Source organism: Neorhizobium petrolearium (assembly GCF_017873175.1).
Taxonomy (GTDB): domain Bacteria; phylum Pseudomonadota; class Alphaproteobacteria; order Rhizobiales; family Rhizobiaceae; genus Neorhizobium; species Neorhizobium petrolearium.
Genome location: NZ_JAGGJW010000008.1, coordinates 271,006 through 284,951, shown reverse-complemented (window position 1 = coordinate 284,951; position 13,946 = coordinate 271,006). Strand labels below are relative to the sequence as shown.

The 13,946-nt window shown below is 62.1% G+C and carries 17 protein-coding genes; 5 read left to right on the top strand and 12 right to left on the bottom strand.

Features of this window, described 5'->3' with window-relative positions; translation table 11 throughout:
• Positions 1–59: 59 nt before the first annotated feature.
• Positions 60–305, top strand: coding sequence for a DUF6719 family protein (locus J2046_RS17455; RefSeq protein WP_210053937.1), 246 nt, complete (start codon positions 60–62; stop codon positions 303–305).
• 14 nt (positions 306–319) lie between these two features.
• Here the strand turns inward: J2046_RS17455 and J2046_RS17450 are convergent, their stop codons facing one another.
• Positions 320–1,213, bottom strand: a complete 894-nt coding sequence (locus tag J2046_RS17450) for an alpha/beta hydrolase family protein (protein WP_210053936.1) — start codon at positions 1,211–1,213, stop codon at positions 320–322.
• A gap of 670 nt (positions 1,214–1,883) precedes the next feature.
• Positions 1,884–2,228, bottom strand: a complete 345-nt coding sequence (locus tag J2046_RS17445) for a hypothetical protein (RefSeq protein WP_210053934.1) — start codon at positions 2,226–2,228, stop codon at positions 1,884–1,886.
• Between the two features lie 83 nt (positions 2,229–2,311).
• On the opposite strand from J2046_RS17445, the gene ubiG reads away from it, so the two are divergent.
• Complete coding sequence (gene ubiG / locus J2046_RS17440) at positions 2,312–3,058, top strand: bifunctional 2-polyprenyl-6-hydroxyphenol methylase/3-demethylubiquinol 3-O-methyltransferase UbiG (protein WP_210053932.1); 747 nt, start codon at positions 2,312–2,314, stop codon at positions 3,056–3,058.
• A 105-nt stretch (positions 3,059–3,163) separates the two neighbouring features.
• Entirely contained in the window at positions 3,164–3,370 is a 207-nt protein-coding gene (locus J2046_RS17435; protein WP_233469865.1) for a type II toxin-antitoxin system RelE/ParE family toxin, read from the top strand.
• Positions 3,371–3,489: 119 nt separating this feature from the next.
• On the opposite strand, the gene J2046_RS17430 is transcribed toward J2046_RS17435, so the two are convergent.
• The 4 genes from J2046_RS17430 to J2046_RS17415 all read right to left on the bottom strand — a co-directional run bounded on the left by J2046_RS17430 (position 3,490) and on the right by J2046_RS17415 (position 5,882).
• Positions 3,490–3,918, bottom strand: a complete 429-nt coding sequence (locus J2046_RS17430; RefSeq protein ID WP_210053929.1) for a DUF1178 family protein — start codon at positions 3,916–3,918, stop codon at positions 3,490–3,492.
• Positions 3,915–4,769 (bottom strand): carbon-nitrogen hydrolase family protein, encoded by an 855-nt coding sequence (locus tag J2046_RS17425; RefSeq protein WP_210053928.1) that lies wholly within the window; start codon positions 4,767–4,769, stop codon positions 3,915–3,917. The genes J2046_RS17430 and J2046_RS17425 overlap by 4 nt, the downstream gene beginning before the upstream one ends.
• A gap of 10 nt (positions 4,770–4,779) precedes the next feature.
• Positions 4,780–5,037: a glutaredoxin 3 gene (gene grxC, locus J2046_RS17420; protein ID WP_210053926.1), complete on the bottom strand. Its 258-nt coding sequence runs from the start codon at positions 5,035–5,037 to the stop codon at positions 4,780–4,782.
• Between the two features lie 68 nt (positions 5,038–5,105).
• Positions 5,106–5,882 carry a ComF family protein gene (locus J2046_RS17415; RefSeq protein ID WP_210053924.1) on the bottom strand — a complete coding sequence of 259 codons (777 nt, stop codon included), beginning with the start codon at positions 5,880–5,882 and terminating at the stop codon, positions 5,106–5,108.
• A gap of 58 nt (positions 5,883–5,940) precedes the next feature.
• On the opposite strand from J2046_RS17415, the gene J2046_RS17410 reads away from it, so the two are divergent.
• Positions 5,941–6,813, top strand: coding sequence for a methyltransferase domain-containing protein (locus J2046_RS17410; RefSeq protein ID WP_210053922.1), 873 nt, complete (start codon positions 5,941–5,943; stop codon positions 6,811–6,813).
• Between the two features lie 6 nt (positions 6,814–6,819).
• Here J2046_RS17410 and J2046_RS17405 read toward each other — a convergent pair whose 3' ends face one another.
• The 6 genes from J2046_RS17405 to J2046_RS17380 all read right to left on the bottom strand — a co-directional run bounded on the left by J2046_RS17405 (position 6,820) and on the right by J2046_RS17380 (position 10,981).
• A complete protein-coding gene (locus J2046_RS17405) occupies positions 6,820–6,993 on the bottom strand; it encodes a Flp family type IVb pilin (RefSeq protein ID WP_210053920.1) in 174 nt (57 codons plus the stop codon).
• A gap of 56 nt (positions 6,994–7,049) precedes the next feature.
• The gene (locus J2046_RS17400) at positions 7,050–7,370 is read right to left on the bottom strand and encodes a hypothetical protein (RefSeq protein ID WP_210053918.1); all 321 of its coding nucleotides are present in this window, start codon (positions 7,368–7,370) and stop codon (positions 7,050–7,052) included.
• A gap of 231 nt (positions 7,371–7,601) precedes the next feature.
• Positions 7,602–8,018 (bottom strand): 8-oxo-dGTP diphosphatase MutT, encoded by a 417-nt coding sequence (gene mutT / locus J2046_RS17395; protein ID WP_210053916.1) that lies wholly within the window; start codon positions 8,016–8,018, stop codon positions 7,602–7,604.
• A 2-nt stretch (positions 8,019–8,020) separates the two neighbouring features.
• Positions 8,021–8,794: a GNAT family N-acetyltransferase gene (locus J2046_RS17390; RefSeq protein WP_210053914.1), complete on the bottom strand. Its 774-nt coding sequence runs from the start codon at positions 8,792–8,794 to the stop codon at positions 8,021–8,023.
• Between the two features lie 7 nt (positions 8,795–8,801).
• Positions 8,802–10,043, bottom strand: coding sequence for a bifunctional glutamate N-acetyltransferase/amino-acid acetyltransferase ArgJ (gene argJ / locus J2046_RS17385; RefSeq protein ID WP_210053912.1), 1,242 nt, complete (start codon positions 10,041–10,043; stop codon positions 8,802–8,804).
• A 59-nt stretch (positions 10,044–10,102) separates the two neighbouring features.
• Entirely contained in the window at positions 10,103–10,981 is an 879-nt protein-coding gene (locus tag J2046_RS17380) for a peptidylprolyl isomerase (protein WP_210053910.1), read from the bottom strand.
• A gap of 250 nt (positions 10,982–11,231) precedes the next feature.
• Here J2046_RS17380 and secA point away from each other — a divergent pair, with 250 nt between their 5' ends.
• Positions 11,232–13,943, top strand: a complete 2,712-nt coding sequence (gene secA / locus J2046_RS17375; RefSeq protein WP_210053908.1) for a preprotein translocase subunit SecA — start codon at positions 11,232–11,234, stop codon at positions 13,941–13,943.
• Positions 13,944–13,946 lie beyond the last annotated feature (3 nt).

Here is a 13,946-nt window from a genome sequence, read left to right as displayed (position 1 = left end):
CTGGTGGCCCCGCCGGCCCGTCTATAGATTCCCCGGAAACGAGCGGAAGGGAGGCCAGAATGTATCGCATGTCCATGATTGCCTTGTCTGTCGCGGCTCTGCTGAAGCCGCTCGCAGCCACTCCGGCTTATGCCCAGAGCAGGACGGTGACCACCCAACCGACACTTCAGACTTTGCCACCCGGACGAGCCGTTCTTTTCGACAACAAGAAATGTCCTGCAGGACAGATCGCACGTTACGCCAGGTCGAAAATGAAGGATCAGATTTCCATCAGATGCGTTCACATCACCGGCCTTGGCAAGTAGGGTGATATCAGGCCTCACAAATACCTCTTGAAGAACGCCAGCACGGCTCGCCGCATCGCCGGCGTCTCCTTGTGCCCGACGCCCGCCTCCGGCAAGAACACCAGCGCCCCCAGGGCCTCCGCTTCAAGATAGGCGGCTTCCGTCTCGGCAAAGGCCTTCTCCACCGCTTCCGGCGGCGTCAGTGGATCATCCCAACCCACACAGATGAGCTGTGCCCGCGGCGCCACCAGCCCGGCGATCTCGCCGATGGACGTTTCCTTCAAAAGCCCCGGCACGGTCAAATAATGCCCATGCCGGTTATGTGCGCCGGTTTCGACAAGCGTCGCGAAATCCGCATAACAACAGAGATGTGCGGTCGCCTTCACCCGGTCATCGACCGCCGCGAGAAAATAGGCAAGCGTCGCCCCCATCGACAGTCCGGTGACCCCGATCCGCTCGGGATCGACGTCTGGCCGCGCCGCCAGCCACGTCAGTGCCGCCGACTGTTCCGAGACCATCTGCCCGAACAGCGTCTTCCCGTGCCAGAGCGCCGCCTTTGCGGCCACATCCTCAGTGACGCCTGCCCGCTCGCCGAAGGTCGGCATGTCGATGCACAGCGTCACATAGCCCTCCCGCGCCAGCACGGGACCCGGCGCATCGAGAAGCGAGGCGCGGCCCTCGATCAGTTCCGAAGCGCCGATCTCGTATCGGCCGCCATGCGCATGGGCATAAAGGATCGCCGGCCCGCGATTGGCGGAAGCTTCGCGCGGCCGGGTCAGAAAGCCGCGCACCTTGCCGCCGTCCGGCAGACGAAACCGCAGCCGCTCCAGAACATATCCATCCCGGATCTCCGCTTCGCTGCCGATCAGCGTCAGCGAAACCTCCTCGAAGGCCAGCAACTCTTTGAGCCGCGCCACGGTGATCGCCATCGTCTCTCCTCCCTCTCTCGCGCATCCTCGCCTGCCCAAGCCTTCCTGACAAGCACCGCATGTAAACATGGAGCGGGGATATTTCCCGACGGAAGATCGTGGCACCCTTACCTCTCCTTTGGCGGGAGAGGTTACAAAATCAAGATCTTAGCCGGAGGCTAAGTCTTAGATTTTGTTAGGGGGGGTTCTATTGTCGCAAAATCTTCCCCGCCCTCCAAACCCATGCCTACAATCTCCGCGTCCCGTTTCGGCTACACCGGTTCAGGCATCGCCGGCGAGATGGGACCGGTGCCCTTTCGGTCTGCCGTTGATGCAGGCGGGTCGTCAGGGGCTGCGCAGAAAATGGTCCCCCTCTCGTCTGAAAATATGGCGGGGCGTGCCTGTGCGGCACACATGATTGGACCGGCGACTGGTTCTTGCCGAAAGGCACGAACCTTTCGGAGCGTCCGGCGGTTTCCGCCGCGAGCGCTGCCCTGGCTAAGGTGCCGGTATCCGCGCAGAGGGATCGAAGTTGCGCAGCACAAGAACACCGAACGGGACACGTCGCGTGTCACTATAAAAATCTAATTCGAGGCACCCGACGTGTCCCGGCCGAAACAAGAAATACCGAGATCGCCAAGGGCGGATTCCGTCCATATGAAGGAGTCGGCTCATGTCATCGGATCAACCATCACGGCTCGAAGTTTTGCGCACCCGTCATCACGAGGAATGCGCCCGCGCTACCGCGTGGTTCCTCCATCCGGTACAATTCCATTGTGCCTTGAGAAAATGTCGTCGCGACCGTTTCTGCTCCGGCCCGATGGTCGTCAGTGATCCCCAGGACGATCGCGTCAAAGTGCAGAAAATGCTGGGCCAGAGCGGCAGGGCTTGCGAGAGGCTGCCGCTCTGTATCGCCAATCACGATAAAGATGAATTCCAGCGGTATCGGCTTGCATTCGACGGACTTATCAAGTGGCTTTCCGAGGATCCGGACAACAGGATGCCGAAGCGCATCCGCGCATTGAAGGGACGACAATGGCCCGACCCTGCGGCAACCAGCCTCTTGACTTCCGCTCCTCATCATCCGACTTCAACCGGTGAAACGAAGGGATGAAGACCATGACCGAAGCCGCCCGCAGCACCATCGATCAGAGCGAAGTCGACCGGTTCTCCGCCATGGCGGCCGAATGGTGGGACCCGATGGGAAAATTCAGGCCGCTCCACAAGTTCAATCCCGTCCGGCTAACCTATCTGCGCGACCGCATCTGCGAAAATTTCGGCCGTGACCCGAAAAGCCACTTGCCGCTTTCCGGCCTTCGCATTCTCGATATCGGCTGCGGCGGCGGCCTGCTATCGGAACCGATCGCCCGGATGGGTGCCACCGTCGTCGGCGCCGACCCGTCGGAGAAGAACATCGGCATCGCCTCCACCCATGCGGCCGAGACCGGCACGTCGGTCGATTACCGCGCCGTCACCGCCGAACAGCTCGCCGAAGCCGGCGAGACCTTCGACGTCGTCTTGAACATGGAAGTGGTGGAGCACGTGGCGGATGTGGATTTCTTCATCACCACCTGCGCAAAAATGGTCCGCCCCGGCGGGCTGATGTTCGTCGCCACCATCAACCGCACCTTCAAGGCGGGTGCGCTGGCGATCTTCGCGGCGGAAAACGTCCTGCGCTGGCTGCCGAGGGGCACGCACCAATACGAAAAGCTGGTACGCCCGGAAGAGCTCGAAAAGCCGCTCCACGCTGCCGGCATGGAAATCATCCACCGCACTGGCGTCTTCTTCAACCCGCTGCAGGACCGCTGGAACCTCTCCTCCGATATGGACGTCAACTACATGCTGCTGGCGAAAAGGGCGGCGTGACCCGGCTTCCACGGCCCGTCGGTTCTATGATAATCTTCGCATCGTTCCGTCCTGGGAGAGACCGATGGCTGAAGCCGTGAAAGTCACAGGTTCGCGCTGATACCTTTGTCACGGAGCTGGAGAATAAGTGCCTTCAATTGGCGGAAATGCCGTTCGCCTTTTCCAGAGTCTTTCCTAAAACTAGCGGTCATCTCCCGTCGACCGCATGGGCAGTATCTCATTTTCTATGAAGTTCTCGGCAACGAGATATCCATTCTGAGAATTCTCCACGGCGCACAGGACTACAGGAGCATCCTCTTTCCCGAAGACTGATCATCCCCGCCCCTCATTGCCCTGCTACACTTCATCCCAACGAATATACGAAAGACCGGACGGATTTCACTCCATCCAGCCCTTCCGGTTCTTTGGAATGAAGTTTTGCGGAAACGAGGTCAGTTCGTGTCCTCGGGCAGCACCGGCATCGGCGCCACCTCGATGCCCTCTTCGAGAAGATCGCGCACCTCGCTAAGGCTCGCCTGGCCGATGATGCCGCGGGCATCCGCTTCCCCATAGTGGATCTTGCGGGCCTCCTCGGGAAATTTTTCGCCCACGTCCTCCGCATTGGCCTTGATCTCGGCGATCGCCTGCTTGAGCTTGGCCATCGCCTCCTGCCGGGCAAGGTCCATGACCATCGCCTGTTTCTCTTCCTTTTTGCGCGCCGTCGAAACGGAGGGCGCCATCAGCGTCTTGGAGATCGACGAGGAATTGCAGGCCGGACAGGTGAGAAAGCCGCTTTCGACCTGACGATCGAAATCGGCACTTTCGGAGAACCAGCCCTCGAACGTATGAGCATTTTCACAGGTCAGCGTATACTTGATCAAGCGGCAACACCTCCCGCCACATTGGACACAGTGTCCAGCGCGAATTCGCGGGCGTTCTTGAGATTGGGGATTTTGACGCGCGCGGCCTTCACCGCGGCGATGTCGATCTCGGCCAATACGACGGCCTCGCCGGTGCCGCCGGCGGACGCCAGCACCTTGCCCCAGGGATCGACGATCATCGAATGGCCGAAGGTCTCGCGACCGTCTTCATGAACCCCTGCCTGGGCGGCGGCAATCACAAAGGCGCCGTTTTCGATGGCGCGGGCGCGCAGCAGCACTTCCCAATGGGCCTCGCCCGTCTGGCGGGTGAAGGCGGCGGGCACGGTCAGGATCTCTGCACCGACAAGCGCCTCGGCGCGGAAAAGCTGCGGGAAACGCACGTCGTAGCAGATCGCGAAGCCGAGCTTGCCGAACGGCAGGTCGGCGACCCGCGCTGCGACGCCCGGCTCGTAGGCCGAGCTTTCGCGCCAGCTCTCGCCATTGTCGAGATCGACGTCGAACATGTGGATCTTGTCATAGGTCGCAACCAGCCGGCCGCCGGGAGCGAAGAGGAAGGCCCGGTTGGCGATCTTGCCGTCGTCCCTTGCGATCGCCGTCGAGCCGACATGTAGATGGATACCGAGTTCGCCGGCGAGGTCGCGTGCGGTCGAAACGATGATGTCATTCGTCTCGTCGCGCAGGATGTCGCGCATCGCCTTGCGGTCCCGCTGAAGAGCCCCGGTCATTTCTGGTGTCTGGATATAGGTCGCGCCATGCGCTGCTGCTTCCCGCACCAGCCGGATCATGTCGGCGGCGTTCTTCTGCGGATCAACGCCGGAGCACATCTGGATCGCTGCTGCCTTGAACGTCATCGCCCTGTCCTCACGCTGCCAGCATCGGGTCCAGCTTGCCGGCCCGGTCGAGCGCATGAAGGTCGTCGCAGCCGCCGACATGCGTTCCGTTGATGAAGATCTGCGGGAAGGTCGAACGGCCGTTGGCCTTCTGGATCATTTCCTCACGCAGCTCCGTGGAATAGGTTGCATCATGCTCGGTATACTTGATGCCCTTGGACTCGAGCAAAGCCTTCGCGCGGGCGCAATAGCCGCAATATTCGCGGGTATAGATGGTCACATCTGCCATGAACGTCTCCGGGCGCAGCCAGGTGGGAAAGAAGCCGGGAAAAGGCTGCGAGCAACTGTCATCTTCCGTCATATAGGCCCGGAAACGGCCATTGCAAAGGTCAAAACCGTGACCTCCGCAGCGCCTGCCTTCTTCAGCGCGCGGGTGGCGGAAGAAACGGTCGCCCCGGTCGTGAAGACGTCGTCGACCAGCACGAGCCGCTTGCCGAAGACGTCCGCCTCATGGCCTGGCGCGACCCGGAAAGCGGCGCGCACATTGTCCTCGCGGGCTCGGGCCGAAAGCCCCACCTGCCGGCTGGTGCGCTTGACGCGGACAAGAGTCGACGGCAGGAACGGCCGGCCGGACTTCTGCGCCAGGTGCCGCCCAAGCTCTGCCGCCTGGTTGAACTTCCTTGAAGCGAACCGCGAACGGTGCAGCGGAACCGGCAAGATGCCGTCCGAGTTCGCCACATGGCCTTCGGCGGCGCGCAGCATCATGCCGGCCATCATTGGTGCGAGATCGGTGCGATCCCTATATTTCAGCGAATGGACGAGTTCGCGCGCCGGCCCCTCGAAGATCGCGGCGGACCGCAGCCGGTCGAAGACGGGCGGATTGGCGATCGCCTCGGCCGACAGCATGCCCTGTCCCGGATCGTAGGAGAACGGCAGGCCGAGCACGTCGCAATAGGGTCGTTCGATGAAGCGGATTTCCCGCCAGCAGGCAGGGCAGAACCCGCCATGCGCCCCGGTGCTGACCCCGCAGCCGGGACAAACCGGCGGATAGACAAGGTCGGCGAGCCATCTCGTCCACCTTGCGGCAAACGATGCTACAAATCGAAGGGCATTGGCATTCGGCTCGGCGGACATGGGTTGACTTTAGCGAATGAAGAGAGCCTTTGCGACAGCAGGATACGGGTTTGGTACGATGGAAATTCTTTTCGATGAACGGCTGATCGAGGCAAGGCGCAAACGGGCCCTCGCCGGTGGGGATCACAAGGCCGCCTTCCTCCTGGAAATCGCCGGCCGCGAGTTGGCGGACCGCCTTGCCGTCGTCGAACGCCGGTTCGAGACCGCCGTCGAACTGCATGGCGGCACCGGCATCGCCGCCCGTGATGCACTGGCGACCGGCAAGATCGGCACCATGCGCCGTATCGAAACCAGCCAGGCCTTCGCTGGAGATGACGAGACGGTGACACCCGCTCCCTGGGAGGACGTGCCGCTGGAACCGGAATCCGTCAACCTGGTGCTGTCGCCGCTGTCGCTGCACCTCGTCAACGATACGCCCGGCACGCTGATCCGCGTCCGCCGTGCGCTGAAGCCGGACGGGCTTTTCCTGGCCGCCATCCCCGGCGCGGGAACCCTTGCCGAATTACGCGACGTCCTGTTGTCGGCTGAAGCGGAATTGCTGGGCGGCGCCAGCCCGCGCGTCATCCCCTTCGCCGATGTCCGGGATGTCGGAGGGCTTCTGCAGCGCGCCGGCTTCACGCTGCCGGTAGTCGATATCGAGACCTATACGGTGCGCTACGACTCGCTCTTCCCGCTGATGCGGGACCTGCGTGCCATGGGCATGACGAACCCGCTTGCCGGACGCAGCCGCGTGCCGGTGCCAAGGCGCTTCTTCGTGAGGGCTGCGGAGCTCTATGCCGAGCGCTATTCCGATCCGGACGGCCGCATCCGCGCGACCTTCTCGATCATCTACGCCTCAGGCTGGTCGCCGCACGAAAGCCAGCAGCAGCCCTTGAAACCCGGGTCCGCCAGGATGCGGCTGGCAGACGCCCTGCGCGGAGGGACGGAGTAGCTCGCTCTAAGGCGTGGCGTCCTCGTAGGCATCGGCAATCCCGCCGAACATATTGTTCATCAACTCGTAGTAATCGCCCAATGCGACAAACAGGGTCAGTGCCAGGATCGAAATGAGCAGGCCGTATTCCACGGCCGTCGCGCCGCTGTTATTCTTAAAGAGAGAGCTGAAAAGACGCATGAATTATCCTTCGGCCTGAAATGGACGAACCCAGGCGCCTTAAAACGGCTACGGCTTCAGCAGTCGCTATCGGCTCCGTAGCCCTCGACGATGCAGACCGTGCCCGGTGTCTCCTGCAGGACACTACGGCGAATTGTATAATGTTTCGTGCTCTTTTCGGCCGGTTTGATGGCGCCCGTGGTGATCAGGTCGAAGTCATCCTGAATCTGCCCCAGCTGACGCTCGTGATTGCGGCCCGCCAGCATCGGCGTGATGATCAGCGAAAGAGCGATGGCAGCCGTGCCGAACAGGAGTGCGATGTTGAGCGCGCCGGTCCTGCCGAAACTGTGCCGCGCCTGTTGCCGGCCGCGCACGGTTTTCCAGAATTCCTCGTCCATGCCTTCATAGCCTCGTCAACGCGGTTACCAGATGATGAGGCCCAAAAATATCACACGCGGCTAAACGATCCCTTAACAACGAGTGAATTCGGTCATTCTAATTTGAACGATTGAGCCGCGGCAACGACCTGGAGCATCGGCCCGGAAATCAGAATCGATTTTCGGAAAGCACGATGCGTAGATTCAATAATTTAGAGCGTCCTTTGTGCGTCCGAGTGGACGCACGGCGCTCTATAGCAGGTCCTGAAGAATGGGTACCAGCGGCTCGTCGGCCGGCGGCATGGGGTAGTCGCGTAGCGCGTTCGGCCTGACCCATTTGATCGCCTGGCCTTCCCGACCGGTCGGGATGCCCTCGAAACGCCGGCAGATATAAAGCGGCATCAGAAGATGGAAGGTCTCGTAGGTGTGGCTGGCGAAGGTGAGCGGCGCAAGGCACGGGATTTTGGTGGTGATACCGAGCTCTTCCTCGAGTTCGCGCACCAGCGTTTCCTCCGGCGTTTCGCCCAGCTCGACCTTGCCGCCGGGAAATTCCCAGAGGCCGGCGAGCGTCTTGCCCTCGGGCCGCTGCGCCAGAAGGATGCGCCCGTCCGCATCGATCAGCGCGCAGGCCGCGACCAGTACCAGCTTGCGGGGTGTTTCGCTGCTCATCCTCACCCTTCCCGCCGCCAGTAATGGTATTCATAGGCCTTACGAAAGCCGAATTTCCGGTAAAGCGCCAGTGCCGTCGCGTTGGTGGAGACGACCTGTAGCCAGGCCTGCCGCGCACCGCTGATGCGGGCCCAACGCAATGCCGAAGACAGGATCTGCGTGCCGATGCCTTCCCGCCGGTGGGCCTCCGCCACGGCAAAGGACATGATGCCGGCCAGATCGTTGTCCTGCACGCAGAGCGCCACGGCGACCGCGCCATTCGCCGGGTCTTCCTTCATGAAGAAGCCCGACGGCGGCTTGATCGCTGAGAGGATTTCGGCAAGCGCCGGCTTCAGCGCGATGTTTTCGCCTTCAACAGCAAGGCTGGCGTCGATGAACCGGCCGATGTCGTGACTCGGCAGGTAGTCGAGCGTATCCGGCAGCGCCAGGGCCGTCAGGTCGACAGTCAGCACGTCGACCGTCTCGAACATCCGCCATCCGTTCGCCTTGAGATGGTCGATGAGGGCGGGAGGAGCGAGCGGCGTCTCGCGGACGATGAGCGGCCGGCCATAGGTCTCGAACCGCTTGCGTGCCCTTTCGAGCCGCTGCTCCATATCGCGATGATCGGAAGGATCGAGCGGGACGATGCAATTCAGCCGTTTGGACGGATGGCCGCCGGTGAGCCGTACCTGCCAGCTCCCGTCATAGACGACGGAAGCCGCCGGCCAGGCCCGGAAGCCCACGGCCTCCAGCCGGCGAACCAGAGGCAGTTTGCTCTGCGGAGATGATGCCTGCATCAAATGATCAGCTCCGGTAGTCGCCGTTGATGGCGACATATTCCTTGGTGAGGTCGCAAGTCCAGACGGTCGCCGTGCCGTTGCCAAGGCCGAGATCGACTTTCACAGGAATGTCCTGCTGCCTCATGACGGCGGTGGCGGCAGCTTCGGAATAGCTGGGATCGCGCTCGCCCTCGACCGCGACCCGCACGTCACCGAACCAGATCGCCAGCCGGTCGCGGTCGGCCATCTCACCGGACTTGCCGACGGCCATCACGACGCGGCCCCAGTTGGCGTCCTCGCCGGCGATCGCCGTCTTGACCAGCGGCGAATTGGCGATCGACAGCGCGATCACTTTCGCGGCCGCATCGCTCTCGGCGCCGGTCACCGTGATCTCGACCATCTTGCGGGCGCCTTCGCCATCCCGCACGACCTGCAGCGCCAGGTCCTTGAGCAGATCGTCGAGCGCGGCGCGGAAGCTTTGAAGACGAGGATCGTCCGCGCTCTCGACGCGGAGCTGGCCGTCGTCGGCCGCAGCACCCGTAGCGAACAGCATCAGCGTATCGGAAGTCGAAGTATCGCTGTCCACCGTGACGGAGTTGAAGCTCGGGCCGACGCCCGCGGCAAGCAGGGTCTGCAAGGCCGGCGAGGCGATGTCCGCATCGGTCACCACGAAGGAGAGCATCGTCGCCATGTCCGGCGCGATCATCCCGGCACCCTTGGCGATGCCGTTGATCGTCACCCTCACGCCGCCGATCTCCGCGGTGCGGGTCGCGACCTTCGGGTAGGTGTCGGTGGTCATGATCGCCTTGGCCGCTTCCTGCCAGAAGTCGCCGGCGGCGGTCCTGTTCATGTCGCCGAGCACGCCTGCGAATTTCGTCGCATCTAGCGGCTCGCCGATAACGCCGGTCGAAGCGAGGTAGACCTCGTTCTCCCCGCAGCCCACGGCTTGCGACGCGGATTTCGCGGTCAGTGCCGTCGCGGCCTTGCCCTTGATGCCGGTGAATGCATTGGCATTGCCGGAATTGACGACGACCGCGCGAGCGATCCCGTGCGGCAGGTTGGCGCGACAGAAATCCACCGGCGCGGAAGGGCATTTGGAGCGCGTGAAGACGCCCGCCACCGCGGCCGGCCGGTCGAAAACCATCAGCAGCACATCGGTACGGTTCTTGTACTTGATCCCGGCGGCGGCGGTCGCCATGCGCACGCCGCGCAATGCCGGCATGTCGGGATAGGATTTCGGGGCGAGCGGCGAAACGGAAGCGGACATCTTCAGGACCTGTGGAAATATAGAGAAGGCCCGGAAAATCCGGGCCTTTTTCAAAGTGATTACTGCTGGGCCGGAGCCGGGGCGTCGCCTGCACCCTGCATCTTGTTGACTTCGTCATAGCCCTTCTTGAGGGCCTCATCGACGATCTCGACCTTCTGCTCGCTCTTGGCCTTCTCGATCAGCGCCACATACTTGTCGCGCATCACGAGCTGCTTGACCTGGTCCTCGACCTGTTCGAGGGCCGGCGGGGGAGCGTCGCGCTTGTCTTCGACCTTGATGACATGGAAGCCGAACTGCGTCTTGACGGGCGTCTTCGTGTAGGCGCCCTTTTCGAGGGCGAAAGCGGCTTCCTCGAATTCCGGAACCATGCGGCCGGGGCCGAACCAGCCAAGATCACCCCCTTCATCCTTGTTGGAATCCTGCGACTTTTCCTTGGCGATCTCGGCAAAATCCTTGCCGGCGTCGAGATCGGCGATGACCGCCTTCGCCTCATCTTCCGTCTTCACCAGGATGTGACGGGCATGCACCTCTTCCTGCTTCGGAATCGAGGCGATTTCCTTGTCGTAACGGGCCTTCACCTCTTCCGGGGTGACAGCATCGATGACATGCTTGCGGAAATAGGCGTTATGAAGTTCACGGTCGGCGATATAGGCCATCCGCTTCTTGAAGTCGTCCGTATCCTTGACGCCTTCGGCGATCGCACCCGATGCGAGAAGCTTGACGTCGATGGCGCCGGAAAGGGCGGCGACTTTCTTCTGCTCGTCCGGAAGCTGGGCGAGCTGCGGGTCGAGGTTCTGGACGGCCAGGTCGAGTTCCGACTGGCGGATTTCCAGGCTGCCGACCTTCGCCACGACCGGATCTTCCGCCGCAAACACCGGAGCCTGGGAGAAAATTGCAGCAGCGAGCGCGGCCGTTACGAGAAATTTGTGGCGCAACATCAATTCACCTTTCAATAGGGCACCGGTTTCAGAATGCCTGATTCCGGCCGGAAAACCTTCACAAACACCGGAATGTGGCCATTCTGTATCGGCCGCCACCGTTGACATCATTCGACCCCCCTCTTATCTGTCACGCAACTTTGCGTCCAGAAGAGTTTCCGGACGTGGCGGGTCATTTTGTCGTCATCGGATGATGATGGGCCGCCCGGCCCGCGATCCCGATAGAACTGATTCAGAAAGGACCATTCGTATGGTCAGCCTTGGCGGCATCGCCCGCAAATTGTTCGGTTCGGCAAACGACCGCCGCCTGCGCGGATACACGCCGAGGATCGACGCGATCAACGCGATCGAGGAGAAGACCAAGGCTCTCTCCGATGAGCAGCTTGCCGCCCAGACGGCGGAATTCAGGAAGCTGCTGGCCGAAGGCAAGACGCTGGACGACCTCCTGATCCCCGCCTTTGCCGTGGTGCGTGAAGCCTCGCGCCGGGTGCTCGGCATGCGGCCCTTCGATGTGCAGTTGATGGGCGGCATGATCCTTCATGATGGCGCGATCGCCGAGATGAAGACCGGCGAAGGCAAGACGCTGGTGGCGACGCTGCCCGTCTATTTGAACGCGCTCGCCGGCAAGGGCGTCCACGTCGTGACTGTCAACGATTACCTCGCCCGTCGCGACGCGACGACGATGGGCCGGCTTTACGGCTTCCTCGGCCTGACGACCGGCGTCATCGTCCACGGTCTCGACGACGAGGAACGCCGCGCGGCCTATGCCTGCGACATCACCTACGCCACCAACAACGAACTCGGCTTCGATTATCTGCGCGACAACATGAAATACGAGCGCGCGCAGATGGTCCAGCGCGGCCACAACTATGCGATCGTCGACGAAGTGGACTCGATCCTGGTCGACGAGGCCCGCACGCCGCTGATCATCTCCGGCCCGCTCGACGACCGTTCCGACCTCTACAACACGATCGACGCCTTCATTCCGCAACTCACGCCGGAAGACTATGAGATCGACGAGAAGCAGCGTTCCGCCAACTTCTCGGAAGTCGGCACGGAAAAGCTGGAAAACCTGCTGCGCCAGGCCGGCCTCTTGAAGGGCGAATCCCTCTACGACGTCGAAAACGTCGCGATCGTCCATCACATCAACAACGCTCTGAAGGCCCACAAGCTCTTCACCCGCGACAAGGACTATATCGTCCGCAACGGCGAGATCGTCATCATCGATGAGTTCACGGGCCGCATGATGCCGGGCCGTCGTTATTCGGAAGGCCAGCACCAGGCGCTCGAAGCCAAGGAAAAGGTGCAGATCCAGCCGGAGAACCAGACGCTCTCCTCGATCACCTTCCAGAACTATTTCCGCATGTATTCAAAGCTCGCCGGGATGACCGGTACGGCTTCGACCGAAGCGGAGGAGTTCGGCAACATCTATAAGCTCGAAGTGGTCGAAGTCCCGACCAACCTGCCGATCGCCCGCATCGACGAGGACGACGAGGTCTACCGGACCTTCGAGGAGAAGTTCAAAGCGATCATCGACGAAATCAAGGCCGCCCACGAGCGCGGCCAGCCGGTGCTCGTCGGCACGACCTCGATCGAGAAATCCGAACTGCTCGCCAACCTGCTGCGCCAGTCGGGCTTCGATAAGTTCCAGGTGCTGAACGCCCGCTATCACGAGCAGGAAGCCTATATCGTGTCGCAGGCCGGCGTGCCGGGCGCGGTCACGATCGCTACCAACATGGCCGGCCGCGGCACCGACATCCAGCTCGGCGGCAATGTAGAGATGCGCCTCGAACGAGAGCTCGAAGGCATTGAGGATGAGACCGAGCGCAGGGCGAAGGAAGCGGCGATCCGCGAGGAGGTGAAGAGCCTCAAAGAAAAAGCATTGGCCGCCGGCGGTCTCTACGTCATCGCCACCGAGCGCCATGAAAGCCGCCGTATCGACAATCAGCTGCGCGGCCGTTCCGGCCGCCAGGGTGACCCGGGCCGCTCGAAATTCTACCTGTCCCTCCAGGACGACCTGATGCGCATCTTCGGTTCCGACCGTATGGACGGCATGCTGCAGAAGCTCGGCCTCAAGGAAGGCGAAGCGATCGTCCATCCCTGGATCAACAAGGCGCTCGAGCGCGCCCAGAAGAAGGTCGAAGCCCGCAACTTCGACATCCGTAAGAACCTTCTGAAATACGACGACGTCACCAATGACCAGCGCAAGGTGATTTTCGAACAGCGCATCGAAATGATGGATTCGGAAGACGTGTCCGAGATCGTCGAGGATATGCGCAACGAGGTGATCGAGGTCATCGTTGCCAAGCACATTCCCGAAAGGGCCTATGCCGAACAGTGGAATGCGGCAGGCCTGCGCGAGGATGCCGGACGCCTCCTGAACCTCGATCTGCCGATCGAGGACTGGGTCAAGGAAGAGGGCATCGGCGAGGACGATATCCGCGAGCGCATCACGCAAGCCGCCGACCAGGCCGCCGCTGATCGCCGCGAACGCTTCGGTGCGGATATCATGAACTATGTCGAGCGCTCCGTGCTGCTGCAGACGCTGGACCACCTCTGGCGCGAGCACATCGTCAATCTCGACCACCTGCGCTCGGTGATCGGCTTCCGCGGCTATGCCCAGCGCGACCCGCTGCAGGAATACAAGGCGGAGGCCTTCGAGCTTTTCCAGGCGCTGCTTGCCAATCTCCGCGAGGCGGTCACCGCACAGATGATGCGCGTCGAACTGGTGCAGAACCCGCAGCCACCGGAACCGCCGCCGGTTCTCGAAGCGCATCATCTCGACGCCACGACCGGCATGGACGAGGTGAGTGGCCTCGACGGCGAGAACTTCCTCGCGGCACCGCAGGACCGCCGGCCGGAAGACCCCTCCACCTGGGGCAAGATCGGCCGCAACGAGCCCTGCCCCTGCGGATCAGGCAAGAAATACAAGCACTGCCACGGCGCGTTCGAGCAGGTGTGAGGC

Excerpts from the sequence above, each read along its gene's own strand:
- J2046_RS17455 (WP_210053937.1), top strand. The coding sequence starts at position 60 with ATGTATCGCATGTCCATGATTGCCTTGTCTGTCGCGGCTCTGCTGAAG.
- J2046_RS17450 (WP_210053936.1), bottom strand. The coding sequence starts at position 1,213 with ATGGCGATCACCGTGGCGCGGCTCAAAGAGTTGCTGGCCTTCGAGGAG.
- ubiG (WP_210053932.1), top strand. The coding sequence starts at position 2,312 with ATGACCGAAGCCGCCCGCAGCACCATCGATCAGAGCGAAGTCGACCGG.
- J2046_RS17425 (WP_210053928.1), bottom strand. The coding sequence starts at position 4,769 with ATGACGTTCAAGGCAGCAGCGATCCAGATGTGCTCCGGCGTTGATCCG.
- grxC (WP_210053926.1), bottom strand. The coding sequence starts at position 5,037 with ATGGCAGATGTGACCATCTATACCCGCGAATATTGCGGCTATTGCGCC.
- J2046_RS17415 (WP_210053924.1), bottom strand. The coding sequence starts at position 5,882 with ATGTCCGCCGAGCCGAATGCCAATGCCCTTCGATTTGTAGCATCGTTT.
- J2046_RS17410 (WP_210053922.1), top strand. The coding sequence starts at position 5,941 with ATGGAAATTCTTTTCGATGAACGGCTGATCGAGGCAAGGCGCAAACGG.
- J2046_RS17405 (WP_210053920.1), bottom strand. The coding sequence starts at position 6,993 with ATGCGTCTTTTCAGCTCTCTCTTTAAGAATAACAGCGGCGCGACGGCC.
- J2046_RS17400 (WP_210053918.1), bottom strand. The coding sequence starts at position 7,370 with ATGGACGAGGAATTCTGGAAAACCGTGCGCGGCCGGCAACAGGCGCGG.
- mutT (WP_210053916.1), bottom strand. The coding sequence starts at position 8,018 with ATGAGCAGCGAAACACCCCGCAAGCTGGTACTGGTCGCGGCCTGCGCG.
- J2046_RS17390 (WP_210053914.1), bottom strand. The coding sequence starts at position 8,794 with ATGCAGGCATCATCTCCGCAGAGCAAACTGCCTCTGGTTCGCCGGCTG.
- argJ (WP_210053912.1), bottom strand. The coding sequence starts at position 10,043 with ATGTCCGCTTCCGTTTCGCCGCTCGCCCCGAAATCCTATCCCGACATG.
- J2046_RS17380 (WP_210053910.1), bottom strand. The coding sequence starts at position 10,981 with ATGTTGCGCCACAAATTTCTCGTAACGGCCGCGCTCGCTGCTGCAATT.
- secA (WP_210053908.1), top strand. The coding sequence starts at position 11,232 with ATGGTCAGCCTTGGCGGCATCGCCCGCAAATTGTTCGGTTCGGCAAAC.